11 protein-coding genes are annotated in these 13,329 nt (G+C 58.5%); all 11 read right to left on the reverse strand.

Annotated features, from left to right (window positions below):
- Positions 1 to 295 precede the first annotated feature (295 nt).
- A complete protein-coding gene (locus C4520_20410) occupies positions 296 to 1,891 on the reverse strand; it encodes a hypothetical protein (protein RJP15271.1) in 1,596 nt (531 codons plus the stop codon).
- A 4-nt stretch (positions 1,892 to 1,895) separates the two neighbouring features.
- A complete protein-coding gene (locus C4520_20415; GenBank protein RJP15272.1) occupies positions 1,896 to 2,324 on the reverse strand; it encodes a PilZ domain-containing protein in 429 nt (142 codons plus the stop codon).
- Positions 2,325 to 2,334: 10 nt separating this feature from the next.
- The gene (locus C4520_20420) at positions 2,335 to 3,357 is read right to left on the reverse strand and encodes an SDR family oxidoreductase (GenBank protein ID RJP15273.1); all 1,023 of its coding nucleotides are present in this window, start codon (positions 3,355 to 3,357) and stop codon (positions 2,335 to 2,337) included.
- Complete coding sequence (locus C4520_20425) at positions 3,288 to 4,277, reverse strand: SDR family oxidoreductase (protein RJP15274.1); 990 nt, start codon at positions 4,275 to 4,277, stop codon at positions 3,288 to 3,290. Before C4520_20425 ends, C4520_20420 begins: the two co-directional genes overlap by 70 nt.
- 10 nt (positions 4,278 to 4,287) lie before the next feature.
- On the reverse strand, positions 4,288 to 5,241 hold the full coding sequence (locus C4520_20430) for an NAD-dependent epimerase/dehydratase family protein (protein RJP15280.1): 954 nt from the start codon (positions 5,239 to 5,241) through the stop codon (positions 4,288 to 4,290).
- Positions 5,232 to 7,352 carry a hypothetical protein gene (locus tag C4520_20435; GenBank protein RJP15275.1) on the reverse strand — a complete coding sequence of 707 codons (2,121 nt, stop codon included), beginning with the start codon at positions 7,350 to 7,352 and terminating at the stop codon, positions 5,232 to 5,234. The genes C4520_20430 and C4520_20435 overlap by 10 nt, the downstream gene beginning before the upstream one ends.
- 194 nt (positions 7,353 to 7,546) lie before the next feature.
- Positions 7,547 to 9,304: a chloride channel protein gene (locus tag C4520_20440; protein ID RJP15281.1), complete on the reverse strand. Its 1,758-nt coding sequence runs from the start codon at positions 9,302 to 9,304 to the stop codon at positions 7,547 to 7,549.
- A 230-nt stretch (positions 9,305 to 9,534) separates the two neighbouring features.
- The gene (locus C4520_20445) at positions 9,535 to 9,936 is read right to left on the reverse strand and encodes a F0F1 ATP synthase subunit epsilon (protein ID RJP15276.1); all 402 of its coding nucleotides are present in this window, start codon (positions 9,934 to 9,936) and stop codon (positions 9,535 to 9,537) included.
- 6 nt (positions 9,937 to 9,942) lie between these two features.
- Complete coding sequence (gene atpD, locus C4520_20450; GenBank protein ID RJP15277.1) at positions 9,943 to 11,343, reverse strand: F0F1 ATP synthase subunit beta; 1,401 nt, start codon at positions 11,341 to 11,343, stop codon at positions 9,943 to 9,945.
- A gap of 111 nt (positions 11,344 to 11,454) precedes the next feature.
- Entirely contained in the window at positions 11,455 to 12,321 is an 867-nt protein-coding gene (gene atpG / locus C4520_20455; GenBank protein RJP15278.1) for an ATP synthase F1 subunit gamma, read from the reverse strand.
- 3 nt (positions 12,322 to 12,324) lie between these two features.
- Positions 12,325 to 13,329 (reverse strand): F0F1 ATP synthase subunit alpha (locus tag C4520_20460; GenBank protein RJP15279.1); only part of this gene is annotated, 1,005 nt, incomplete at its 5' end.

A 13,329-nucleotide genomic window follows, 5' to 3' on the forward strand; every position in this document is an offset into this window, starting at 1 on the left:
GATACCACAAAAAGAGGCTATTGTCAACCATAAATTAATATCTTGAACTATAGTTCAACAACTTTAATCGTCGGACAGTCTCTCTGTCCCTATATTTTCGAAGATCTTCTTTGTGTCTCTGTGCCTTGGTTGTTGGTTTTAAAAGCAGTCTATAGCAAGACAGTCTACAGTCTACAGTCCATCCCGCGAGGTGCGGGATGTCCCTACACGGTAGAGAGATTTTTCACTGCCGTTCAGAATGACACAAGGGGGTGGTTAGTCTCGATACTCTGCGCCATCCGCGGATAAAGAGGCTTCAGGAGGTTTCCTTCAGCTCGAGCACGAGGAGGCGCTGGCCTTTATGGGGGCCCCAGGGTTGCTCGAAGGTCTTGATGATCGAGAAGCGGGAGCGGTAGTCTTCAGCGCCGCCGTAGCGCGTGAAAGCGAATTCAAGCATTCCCTCCCAATCGATGACGTACCGGATGCGTTCCTGCCGGAGATACGAAAACAGGTCGCCCGCCTCAAGAAACGGAATGACGGAATCGTTTATGACTCCGTCGAGGTTCACCACCATCCTGTCGGAAAAGTAGCTGTAGATGCCGCAGTTGAACGAGCCGATCTTTTCGTCCGGCGGAATCTGCTTTTGAATCCATGGGACCGCCTGCGCGTACATGGTCGAATGCAGGCTGTGCGTGCCGGCCGAGCCTCTGCCCTCGCGCCACGACGCAACGCCTGAGACGGCCGCATTGAGAAACAGGACGAGAAACGCGGCGAGCGAAAGCAGGCGAATCGATCGCTCATGCATCCTCTCCTTCAGCAAGGTCGCGGCCGCGATAAACAATCCGGTGAAAATTACCAGATGGGCGGGATACAGATACCGATTCAGCGGCGCGAAGTTGGCGGCATAATATGACGCGTGCGCAATCGGATAGAGAACGAAGACGAGCGCGGGCATCTCGATTCGCGTTCTCAGCGGCTTCCTGAAGACGGCGGCCGACAGCGCCAGCAGCATAACCAGCGCGAGCGGCCACAGCGGCATCAATCCGTAGACATGACCCGCCTCGGGCAGATACCGGACGATCATGTCCAGCCAATGCCCGAGAATTCCGCTGTCTCCCGCAGCTTCTCTCCCGATCCACAGCTTGAGCGCGCGATGGCTGTTCGGCAGCGCCGCGCCGGAGACGCGCCAACTGAATGCCAGCCACGGCATGATCAAGAGCACTGCCGCAAGCGATACAGGAATGACGCGCGCCGACAGCCGCATCGCTTCTTCTTTTCTACGCATCCAGAAAAACAGCTGGTCGGCCGCCACGGCGAAACCGAGGAGCGCGCCGTCGAACCGCGCGAGCGCCGTCAACCCGAGCAACGCTCCGAGCTCAATGCCGCTCCGCACGGAAAGATGCTCGCGGCGCGGAAGATAAAAGGCGATCGTGCCGATCAGGAGCAGACCGAACAGCGCTGTCTCCAGGCCGCACATCGCGAGCGCGATCACGTTGTAATTGAACAGCCACAAAAATAATGCCGCGACGGCAACCCAGCGGTTTCCCGTCCTCACCACGATCCCGTAAATGAACAGCGCGGTCGCCACGTGGAAAAATGCGCAGAGCGTGAAGAGGAGGTGCACCGGCATCTTCGAGCCGCCCTCGAAGATGGAGACCAGCCCGAAAGATATCAGCATCCAGAGCGGGTGGAATCCGTTGGTCGGGTGAACGCCGTCGAGCGTGGCGCCCAGCCCCTGCGAAAGGCTCCTCGCCACCCCCAGATAATAAAAAACATCTTCGAACCCGAAATGGGAGAGGCTGACCTCGAGCGGAAGCCACGCGAGCAACAGACACAGAATCAACCCTGCGGCTGACAGAGCGCCGGCGAGGACTTTGTCGAGACGGGCGGGGAATGGATTGCTGCTGCTCAAGAGTCTATTCCGGAATATTCTGAAGAAATGTGATTAGACGTTGCAGATTTCGCTGGTGTTTCTCCCTCATATGACGAAAACTCATGCCGATGATATACCCCTGCGTTTTCGTGGTCAGCTTATCGGCCCAAACGACGCGGCCATCGGTCTCTATTGGAGGAGCGACCGGGTTTTCAATAGCTATTTTCACCATCAGCCCGGGCGGGAGACTGTGGTCCAGCTCGAGAGCGAGGCCGCGCTCGCTGATATTCAGGATATACGCGGTCTCTCCCTTCTGAAATTGGATATCCTGTGCCTTTACTGTCTTGCGGGAGGCGCCCGAAGGATTAAAGTCAAGGATTCCTTTTAAAGAGGTCTTGCAGGAATAACGCATGAATTTACGCCGTTCCCCTGTCTTCGCTTTTTTTCCGTTATCCCCCGGTTGCTTCTTCATAGGTTCCTCACTAAGATGCTTGCATCCGCGTCCTGAAGAATTCTATTGTCCGCGCGAGTCCCACCCGCAAATCGACTTTCGGCTCCCACTGAAGCGCCCTGCGCGCAAGTGTTATATCCGGCTGCCTCACCTTCGGATCATCGATCGGGAGCGGCTGCATGATAATCTCGCTGCCGCCACCAACGAGATCCCTCACCAGTTTTGCCAGCTCGAGCACGGACATCTCATTGGGATTTCCCACATTCACCGGCCCGCATTGCTCTGAATGCAGCAATCGAAAGATACCGTCCACCAGATCGTCGACGTAACAGAAGCTCCGGGTCTGCGAGCCGTCGCCGTACACGGTCAGCGGCTTGCCGGCAAGAGCCTGCGTGATGAAATTGGATACTACCCTTCCGTCCTGCGGGCGCATCCGCGGCCCGTACGTGTTGAAAATCCTCGCGATGCGCGTCTGCATTTTGTGGACCCGGTGATACGCCATCACAAGCGCCTCGGCGAAACGCTTCGCCTCATCGTATACTCCCCGCGGGCCGATGGGATTAACGTTGCCCCAATACGATTCCGGCTGCGGATGGATCAGCGGGTCGCCGTAAACTTCCGAGGTCGAGGCCAGCAGCAGTCGCGCACCCTTGTCCTTCGCAAGGCCGAGCACTTTATGTGTTCCGAGCGCGCCCACCTTCAATGTCTGGATCGGAAGTTCGAGGTAATCGATCGGGCTGGCGGGGGAGGCGAAATGAAGAACGTACTGCAGCGAACCCCCGACATAGATATATTCGGTCACATCGTGCTGGATGAATTTGAAATGCGGATTTCCGAACAGATGCGAGATGTTGTCGCACGTGCCCGTGATCAGGCTGTCGACGCAAATGACGTCGTATCCTTCTCCGATGAATCGGTCGCACAGGTGCGAACCCAGAAACCCGGCGCCGCCGGTGATCAGTACCCTGGCCAAATATTCCTCCTTCAGGTATTCCTGCGCCAGTATTCGACCATGTCTCCAAGCGTCTTTGCCAGTGGAATGCTCGGCTTCCATCCGATGGCTTTCTGAATCTTCCCGTAATCGCCGCGTATCTCCTCGACGTCGCTCGGGCGCGTGCGGTCGGCCGATTCGACCACCTTCAGCTCGCGCCCCGAATACGCCATCAGCATTTCAAGCAGCGCGCTCACCGACACGGATGCCCCCGAACAGATATTGTAGACTTCGCACGAGTCGCCGCCCTTCAGGATATCGCGATACGCGCGCACGACGTCCCTCACATCGAGGAAATCGCGCTTCGGCCGCAGATTGCCGACATGAATTTCGGGAGTGCGCCGCCCCTTCTCCGCCTCGACTATCTGTCGCGCAAAATCGGAGCACACGAAACGCGGCGACTGGCGCGGGCCGGTATGATTGAACGGGCGCACGCGCACGACGTGCAGATGGCTGTTCAGGCCGTATTCATACGCGAGCATGCTCGCGCTCACTTTGCTGACCGAATACGGGTTCGTCGGCCTCAACGGGTTTTCCTCGCGAATGGGAAGCTCGCTCTGCTTGACGCGCCCGTACTCATCGGCCGAGCCCACGAACAGAACGCGCGGGCGATTTTTGAGTTTTCGCGCCGCCTCCAGGAGATTCAATGTGCCCAGCAGGTTGATCTTGAACGTTATCCGCGGATCAACGACCGAGTCCGGAATGAAAGTGAGCGCAGCCAGATGATAGATGCAGTCGGGTTTCGCCTGAGCGACTGCGCGATTCGTCGTTTCGACGTCCCGCAGATCGCAGTCGAGCAACTGCACGTGCGAGAGCAGCGGCTTCAGATTCTGAAGATTCTCATCCGGCAGCCTGGTCCCGGCCACGTTCTCGCCGTCGCTCAGCAGCAGTTCGGCGAGATATGACCCGGCAAAGCCTGCGATTCCGGTTATCAACGCTTTCACATCAATGGTCCTTCTGCAAAACGAGGGGCATGAGAACATGCCTCGAACATCATCGGGAAAAATACTCGATCACTTTCCGCAGCAACTGCTCGAGCGACGTCTTCGGCTCGAAGCCGACCAACTTCCTTGCCTTGCTGATATCGGGCACGCGCCTGTGAAGGTCTTCGAAACCCTTCTCATACGCCTGCTCATAGGGCACATATTCAATTTTCGAATTGCTGTTGGTCATGCGGACAATCTTGTGCGCGAGCTCCGAAATGGTGATCGGCTCGGTCGAACCAAGATTAAATATCTCGCCCTCGGCCTTCGGATGCTCCGCCAGCGCAATGGTGCCCTCGACGATATCGTCAATATAAGAAAAACAGCGTATCTGTTTTCCATCGCCGTACACGAGCAGCGGGTGACCCAGCAGAGCGGCCTTCACAAAGCGGGGAATGACCATGCCGTACTCGCCGGTCTGCCGCGGGCCGCACGTGTTGAAATAGCGAAGCGCGACGACCGGCAGTTTCTTTTCCCGCCAATACGCGAGCGCAAGAAACTCGTCGAACGCCTTGGTGCACGAGTAGCCCCAGCGCGAGATCGCGGTCGAGCCGAGTATCCTGTCGTCGTCTTCGCTTAGCCGGTCCTTCTCGTTCTTCCCGTAAATTTCGGAGGTGGACGCCAGGATCACCTTCCGCTTGTGACGGTTGGCGGATTCGAAAACGTTTTCCGTTCCCTTGATATTGATCCGCAGCGAATTGAGCGGATTGTCGATGATGTATTTGACTCCAACCGCAGCCGCCAGATGATACACCATTTGGCACTGCGATACCAACGAATCGACGGTGGAAGCGTCGAGAATCGTTCCGAGCACGAATGAAAACTTCGGGTCCCCCTGAAGATGCTCGATGTTGTCGCGGCTGCCGGTCGATAGATCGTCAAGCACGCTCACGTGGTTTCCCCGCTTCGTCAGGGCCTCTGCAAGATGCGACCCGATGAAGCCGGCGCCGCCGGTTACCAGAATGTCGGCCACTGCTTTTCCTCGATCGGTTCTATGTCGGTTGTCCGTTCGATCCGCCTCATGGGGAACGCGGTTATATTAACGAGCGCCATGATCGAAGTCGCCTCGCGCCGGTCCCGAAGAACGAGAAAGAACTCCAGACAGTCCAGGCTGTGCCACACCCACAACTCCTGATATGAAAGCTCGTCTTCGGAAAAATCATATCGTTGCTCGAAGCCCGCACGCCACACCGGACCGAAGGATTTACTGGCCGCGTACACGAGCTGTGTTGTCGAAGGACTCTCCAAACTGTCGCCGTGAGTCGCACCGATATGAGCCTCAAACAGCTCCGGATTCGAGTACCTGAGGATGGCGCTTGCCAGGTCGTTGCGGGTCTCGTCCCTGAAATCGCTGAACGCCTTCAGCACCAGTTGCCAGTGCGGAATCGGAATGATCCAGAGCTCGTTGTCGAGCTCGGCAAGCTTGTCTTCGCCGTCATCGAATTCCACTCCCGCCGTTATCCGGTATTGGAGCACCTCGCGCTTGAGGCCGTCCCGCCGCTTGGCTTGCAGATAGTTGCGCACCTCGATCTCGACTGAATTCGCGCGGTCGATCCGATCGACGTTGTCGAATTGCAGCAGGTCCTCCGGCCTGTCGTCGGGCTCGGGCCTGAACCGGTACGTCACCGTCGGCACCATGACGTGCCGGAAGTTCGAATACATGGGAAACAGCGAACCGTATACCCGCTGAACCTTTGTCTGCGCCGCCACGCCGGTGGACCAGGAGAGGCGGAATTCATCATCTTCCTCGTCCAGAGTATCAGAGTAATACGTCGCATCCCCTTCAACAAACGGAACGAATTCAAGCCTGTTCCACAAGCGCACCGGGTACGCAATTCGCGCATCGGTGAAATTGCGCGCGGTATGGAAATCCTCCGGCTCATGGTTCAGGTAAGCGCTCTGATTTCCGCCGCTGAAGAAGAAGCCGGTATCGCCGATCCGCTGCTCGAGCAGTTCAAGCCTCAACTGGGGGAAGCGCTCGACCTGCTCAACATAATCCGCCAGCCGCACGCTGGTCAGGAACGATATCACGTCGTGGGTTCCCGTTCGCTCGAGATTGAAGAACGACTGCGGCGGCTCGCGGTCTTCATATTTATCAAATGAATAGGTTTTCAAGAATTCTTCGTCGGTGTTGTATTCGGCGCGAAAAATCGCGTTCCACTCGTGCGGCAGGTTCTGCCGATAAAACGCGTATGCGGTCCCCCTGTGTTCATCCACGCCCGGCTCTTCGGCCTCGTCGCTCAAGTCGTAAATGTAGAACGTGTCGAACCAGCCGCGGCCATCTCCCTCGAACAGCTCGAGCTCGCCGTCCAATCCCGCGCCGACACCGCTCTCAGTGAACGCGCGAACGTGCGGTTTCAGCGAGACGCCTTCCGCCGGCTCCACTTCATATGCCAGCCCGAGATAAGCGCCGACGTCCGATTGGGTGCCGGCTTCCAGTTCGATGGGAGGAACCCGGGTGTCGAGGTCCTGCGAATAATACGGGAAATAGAAAATCGGGACCGGCCCCGCAAACAGCGTGAGGTTTCGGGCGGTGATCCGTTCGTCGGGGACAACCTCGACAGAGCGCGCCCTCAGCGCGTAATGCGGGTCCGGCAATTCGCATGTGGTCAGCGATGCGTTGCGTACCGCGTACTCGCCCGACGGAACCCTCTGAATCTCCTCGGCCGATACATACCACGGATCGTTGTACCCGCGCGCTTCGTAGAAGACGCCTTCACCCGCCGAAAAATCATACAGGCCGCGCGTCCCTTCAACAACGGCGCCGCGGCTTGTTGCCTTCACGTTGCCTTCGATCTCCGCAAGCTCGCGAAGCGTATTGATGACTGCCCGATCGCCCTCCAGTTTGCTCTCCGCCTGCACGATCTCGACATTGCCCTCTCCGGTGACAATGCCGGTGTCTCTGTCATACGTGACCCTGTCCGCGGAGAAGTAAACCGGTTCCTCCTTGCTGAAAAGGATCAGTTCGTCCTCGTTCAGGCGCTCCTCGGCCCATCCGGGTTTACTTACAGGAAACACCACAAGCATGAACACCCAGAAGAAAAGGCGCCTTCCCCTCGCCCGGCTGCTCGGCATCCCGTCCGCTCCTCAATTCTGCGCATGCGTGTGATAACCGCGGCCGCCCTCTGGTCGGATTTCATGTCACATCGGCGGCAATTGGAATGCAGATAACTGGAGGATTATAACACAGGGACGAAAATACTTCAACGAATGCGCAGGAGCCAAAACGCAGGAAAACCCGAGAAAACAGGCGGCTGCCCGGCCCGCCCTTATACCGGCGTCGCCGATAGAAATTGACGATCGTACGCCGCTACCAGATCGGTTCGGCTGAGGATGCCGATCACTTTCTGCGGATTCTCCTCATCAACGACAATGACCTCGTCGGATTGCGACGTCACCATCTTATGCACCGCCGAATAAAGGTTCTCCTGCGGCGTCACCTTCGGCGGGTTCACCGCCAGTTCTTTCGCGATAACAAGCTGATCGATAAACCCCGCCTCGCGAATCGCCTGTCGCAGATCGCGCCCGTCCACCATCCCCGCAAGGTTTCCGTGTCTGTCGAGGACGGGGAAACATGCCTGCTTCGTTCCCGCAAACTTGTCAAGCAACTCGCGCAGCGTCGCCGTCTCGTTCACCATGACAAATGGCTTCTGCGCCCCGTTCGCGAGCGCATCGGCGACAGTCAGCCGCTTCAGGATGCCGCCCATCATCTCACCCATGTGCGACGGCGAGTCCATGCGCGTGGGAAGCTGCCTCTCATAGATGGTCGACCGGCGCACGAGCAGATAGGCGATGATGCAGACCCACATCGACGGCACGAGCAGGTTGTAATTGCCGGTCATCTCGCTGACCATGATCACGGTCGAAATCGGAGTGTTGGCCGCGGCCGCGAAAAAGCCCGCCATTCCGACCATCACGAATGCGCCCGGATCGATGCTCATGCCCGGGAAGATTCGCTGCATCGCGATACCGACCGCGCCGCCGAGCGCTCCGCCAATGACTACCGACGGTCCGAACACCCCGCCGCTCCCTCCCGACCCGATCGAAAACGAGGTGGTCAGAATCTTGCCTGCCGCCAAAACCAGCAGGAGAGTCAATCCGAACTGTCCCGCAAACGCGCCATCGACTATCCCATAGCCGGTCCCAAGCGCGGCCGGCAAGAAGAATCCGATGACACCGACCACCAGTCCGCCGATCGCCGGCTTCAGGTAGTTGGGCAATTTAAGCGAGCGAAAAACGTCGCGGACCCCGTAAAATGTCCTGATGAAGATGACCGCACCGCCCGCGAGCACAAGGGCCAAAAAGAAATACGGGACAAGCTCGGCCGGGTTGCGAAAGAGAAAATGACGCGATTCAAACAGCGGGTCCCATCCGAAGACCGACGCGAAGACCGCATACGAGATCACCGAAGAGATGATCGCCGGCACGATCACCTCGTACTCCATATCCATTTCCCGATACAGCACTTCGGCCGCAAACAATGCTCCCGCAAGCGGAGCATGGAAAACGGCGCCGATACCGGCGGCCATGCCGGACGCCAGCAGGATGCGCCGTTCGTACGCGCTCAACCGCAACAGATTCGCGAGTATTGAGCCGAATCCGGCGCCGATTTGCGCGATCGGACCTTCGCGTCCCCCCGAGCCGCCGGTGCCGATCGTTATTGCAGAGGCGACGGCCTTTATGACAGGGATGCGGGCGCGCACCTCGCCGCGCTTGAAGTGATATGAATTAATAGCCGCGTCCGTGCCGTGTCCTTCGGCTTCCGGCGCAAACAGATAGACGATGAGCCCGCTGAGGATGCCGCCCAGGGCGGGAATGAAGAAGAGCAGCCACCGCCGGAAAGGGGTGGCGGGCTCGGGAAACAGTTGCAGTTCTCCCGACGGTATCGCAGGACTGAAGCCGGCAAGCACCCCGAGCGCATAATGCTTGGTGAGTTCGAGAGCCCAGACAAACGCGATGGCGCCAATGCCCGATACTACGCCGACCAGCCCACACAGCATCAGGAGACGGCCCAGCTTTCTGGCCATATCGACCGGCGTGGGGAAAAAAGGTCTGCTCAAAACGAACTCTTCCTTTAGAAAACCGAACTCGAAAAACACAACTCCCTAAACTATGAGCAACCTGATTTTCCGGCTCGTGCGGGAGATGTGCCGAGGCTTTTCTTAATTATACCAGCAGCCGGGCATAATGACAAAAGGAAGGAAGCCCCGACATAGACGGGGCCCTTCCTTCCATTTGAAGCAGGTTTCGTTGATGCTTATTCCGCAACTTTCAGCCGCGCTATGGCTCGTTTCAAAGCGGCCTCGGCGCGGTCGATATCGATATCCGGACCGGGCGCGGAAATCCGCTCGCGAGCCCGGGTCATTGCGGCTCGAGCCCGCTCAACGTCGATTTCTTCCTTTTTCTCAGCCGTATCAACCAACAGCGTCGCCCCCTGGCTGGTTACCGCCAGAAAGCCTTCGCCAACGGCCATCTTCGCTTCGGACCCGCCTTCAAGCTTTATGGATACGATACCGATCTCAATATTGGTCAGCAGCGGCGCGTGACCCGCCAGAATCCCCAGGTATCCGAGCCCACCGGGCGCGGTCAGGCACTCTACGTCGTCGCTAAAGACCGTTTTTTTCAAGGTGACTATATCGAGCGGATATGGTTTCGCCACAATCGTTTACCCCTTGCGAATTTTTTCGGCCTTTTCGACGGCCTCATCAATGGAGCCGACCATGTAGAAAGCGGCTTCAGGTAAGTCGTCATACTCTCCCTCGATGATCGCTTTGAAGCTGCGGATCGTGTCGGGGAGCGTAACATATCTGCCGGGCGTGCCGGTGAATTGCTCCGCTACGTGGAACGGCTGCGAGAGGAAGCGCTGCAGTCTGCGTGCACGGTGCACGATCTGCTTGTCTTCTTCAGAAAGTTCTTCCATCCCCAGGATGGCGATAATATCCTGCAGGTCTTTGTAACGCTGCAGAATCTGTTGCACCCGCCGGGCCACTCCATAGTGCTCGTCGCCGAGGATGCGCGGATCGAGAATGCGCGATGTCGAATCGAGCGGGTCAACGGCGGGATAAATCCCGAGCTCGGCAATGCGCCGCGAGAGCACGGTGGTCGCATCCAGATGCGCGAACGCGGTGGCCGGAGCGGGGTCGGTCAGGTCGTCGGCCGGCACGTAAATGGCCTGCACCGAAGTGATCGAGCCGCGCTTCGTCGAGGTGATGCGCTCCTGCAGTTCGCCCATTTCCATACCGAGCGTCGGCTGGTAGCCTACGGCCGACGGCATGCGCCCGAGCAGAGCCGACACCTCGGAGCCGGCCTGGCTGAAGCGGAATATGTTGTCGATGAACAGGAGCACGTCCTGCCCTTTCTCATCGCGAAAGTATTCGGCCTCGGTGAGAGCCGTCAGCCCGACGCGCAGGCGCGCGCCCGGCGGCTCATTCATCTGGCCGAAGACCAGCACGGTTCGGTTGATGACGCCCGACTCCTTCATTTCGAGCCACAGGTCGTTGCCCTCGCGCGTGCGCTCGCCGACGCCGCCGAAGACCGACACGCCGCCGTGCTGCTTGGCGCGGTTGTGGATCAACTCCATCAGGAGAACCGTCTTGCCGACGCCCGCGCCGCCGAACAACCCCACTTTTCCGCCGCGGGTATACGGGGCGAGGAGATCGATAACCTTAAGGCCCGTTTCAAATATTTCGGTTGAGGATACCTGTTCCTCGAAGTCCGGAGAAGGACGATGAATCGGGTAGAACATTTTCGGATTGACCGGGCCGAGCTCGTCAATGGCTTCGCCGAGCAGATTGAAAATGCGGCCGAGACATTCCTCGCCGACCGGCACCTTGATCGAGTCGCCGGTATCAACGGCGTCCATTCCGCGAACCAGCCCATCGGTCGAGGACATGGAGACGGCGCGGACGATGTTGTCGCCCAGATGCTGCGCCACCTCGGTCACTACGGTAACGCCACGCTGTTTGTCTTCAATGTTGATGGCGTGATTGATGGCCGGCAGCTCGTCCGAAAAGAACTCCACATCCACCACCGGCCCGATGATTTGGACCACCTTTCCTACATTCATCTTCCTCTCCTTCTTCATCTGTCCCGGGACAGCGTCGTTTCATCAGCATATGCACGGCCGCCCGCCTTCGGCGGCCGATACGGGCGCGCAAGAATGACGGTTCACCCGCAGTCACTTTTTCACGGTCGCGTCGGCGCCGGCGACTACCTCAAGGATCTCCCGCGTGATCGACGCCTGCCGAACCTTGTTGTAGTTCAGCGTCAGCGTGCGGATCATCTCGTCGGCGTTGTCCGTCGCATTCCTCATCGACACCATGCGGTTGCCCTGTTCGGACGCAGCCGCCTGCACGAGCGCGAGGTAAATCTGGTTCTGAAGATATTTCGGGAGCAGCTTCTGCATCAGGCCTTCGGCGCTCGGCTCGAAGATGTACAACGCGCTCATCCCGGCCTTTTCCTGCGGCTCGGCGTGCTCGATCGGGAGCAGTTGCGCCTGAGTGGGAAACGTGAGAATGGCGCTCTTGAACCTGGTGTAGAAGAGCACAACCTGATCGAATTCGCTGCGCTCGTAAGCTTCGGACAAATAACGGGTGACCTCCTGGACGAAGGACACCTCGATGTCCCGCCCGGGAAACGGCCAGTATTTCAGTATCTCATACGGGCGCTTCTTGAAGAACTCGTTGGCCTTCTTGCCGATGATGACCAGGCGCACCGACTCTTTTTTCAGCGAGCGGATGTATTCCATCGCCTTGTTGATGATATTAGCGTTATACGCGCCGCACAGCCCCTTGTCCGAGGTAACGAGCACGAGGCAAGTACGCTCGACCGGCCGCTGCACCAGCAGCGGGTGCGAAATGCCCGAGACCGACTTGGCCACGTCCGACATCATGGCCCGAAGCTTGTCCGCGTACGGGACGGCGGATTTCACCTGGTCTTCCGCCCGCTTCAGCTTCGAGGCGGCGACCATCTCCATCGCGCGCGTTATCTGCTGAATGTTCTTCACGCTACGGATGCGGTTTCGTATTTCTCGTGTATTTGCCATGCTTTATTCCGGCTTGAACAGAAGCTTGAACTCTTCCGTCGCTTTCTTCAACTGTTCCAACGTCTGATCGTCCACTTTCTTGGTGGTGCGGATGGCCTCGCCGATCGCGGAATACCGGTCCTTCATGAACTCGTGGAAATCGGACTCGAACGCCTTGATCTTATCGACCGGGACATCATCGAGCAATCCCAGATTGGCGACGGCGATGATTTGCACCTGCTGCTCGACCGGCATCGGCTCGTACTGCGGCTGCTTGAGCACCTCGACGAGCCGCTCACCGCGCGCGAGCTGCGCCTGGGTCGCCTTATCCAGCTCCGAACCGAACTGAGCGAACGCGGCAAGCTCGCGGTACTGCGCAAGGCTCAACCGCAGCGTGCCGGCCACTTTTTTCATGCCCGCGATCTGCGCATTGCCGCCCACGCGCGACACCGACAGGCCGACCGAGACGGCGGGGCGTACTCCGGCATAGAACAGGTCGGTCTCGAGATAGATCTGGCCGTCGGTAATGGAAATCACGTTGGTCGGAATGTAAGCCGAGAAGTCGCCGGCCTGTGTTTCCACGATTGGAAGCGCGGTAAGCGACCCGCCTCCCAGTTTGTCCGACAGCTTCGCCGCCCTTTCGAGCAGGCGCGAATGCAGGTTGAAGATGTCGCCCGGGTACGCCTCGCGTCCGGGGGGCCGGCGCAGCAGAAGCGACATGGTTCGATAGGCGACCGCGTGCTTGGACAGATCATCATAAATAATCAGCGCATGCTTGCCGTTGTCGCGGAACTCCTCGCCCATCGCGCAGCCGGAATACGGCGAAATGTATTGCATCGGGGCGGGATCGCTCGCGTTTGCGGCCACGATGATGGTATAGTCCATGGCGCCGTAGCGCTCGAGCGTCTCCATGACGCCGACCACGGTCGACTGCTTCTGTCCGATCGCGACGTAGATGCAATAGACATCACCGCCGCGCTGGTTGATGATGGTATCGACGGCGAGTGCCGTCTTGCCCGTCTGCCGGTC

It is taken from the genome of Candidatus Abyssobacteria bacterium SURF_5 (assembly GCA_003598085.1).
Taxonomy (GTDB): domain Bacteria; phylum Abyssobacteria; class SURF-5; order SURF-5; family SURF-5; genus SURF-5.

Coding starts and splice junctions, on each gene's coding strand:
- C4520_20415 (RJP15272.1), bottom strand. CDS start 2,324: ATGAAGAAGCAACCGGGGGATAACGGAAAAAAAGCGAAGACAGGGGAA.
- C4520_20420 (RJP15273.1), bottom strand. CDS start 3,357: ATGGAAGCCGAGCATTCCACTGGCAAAGACGCTTGGAGACATGGTCGA.
- C4520_20425 (RJP15274.1), bottom strand. CDS start 4,277: ATGTTCTCATGCCCCTCGTTTTGCAGAAGGACCATTGATGTGAAAGCG.
- C4520_20435 (RJP15275.1), bottom strand. CDS start 7,352: ATGCCGAGCAGCCGGGCGAGGGGAAGGCGCCTTTTCTTCTGGGTGTTC.
- C4520_20440 (RJP15281.1), bottom strand. CDS start 9,304: ATGGCCAGAAAGCTGGGCCGTCTCCTGATGCTGTGTGGGCTGGTCGGC.
- atpD (RJP15277.1), bottom strand. CDS start 11,343: ATGAATGTAGGAAAGGTGGTCCAAATCATCGGGCCGGTGGTGGATGTG.
- atpG (RJP15278.1), bottom strand. CDS start 12,321: ATGGCAAATACACGAGAAATACGAAACCGCATCCGTAGCGTGAAGAAC.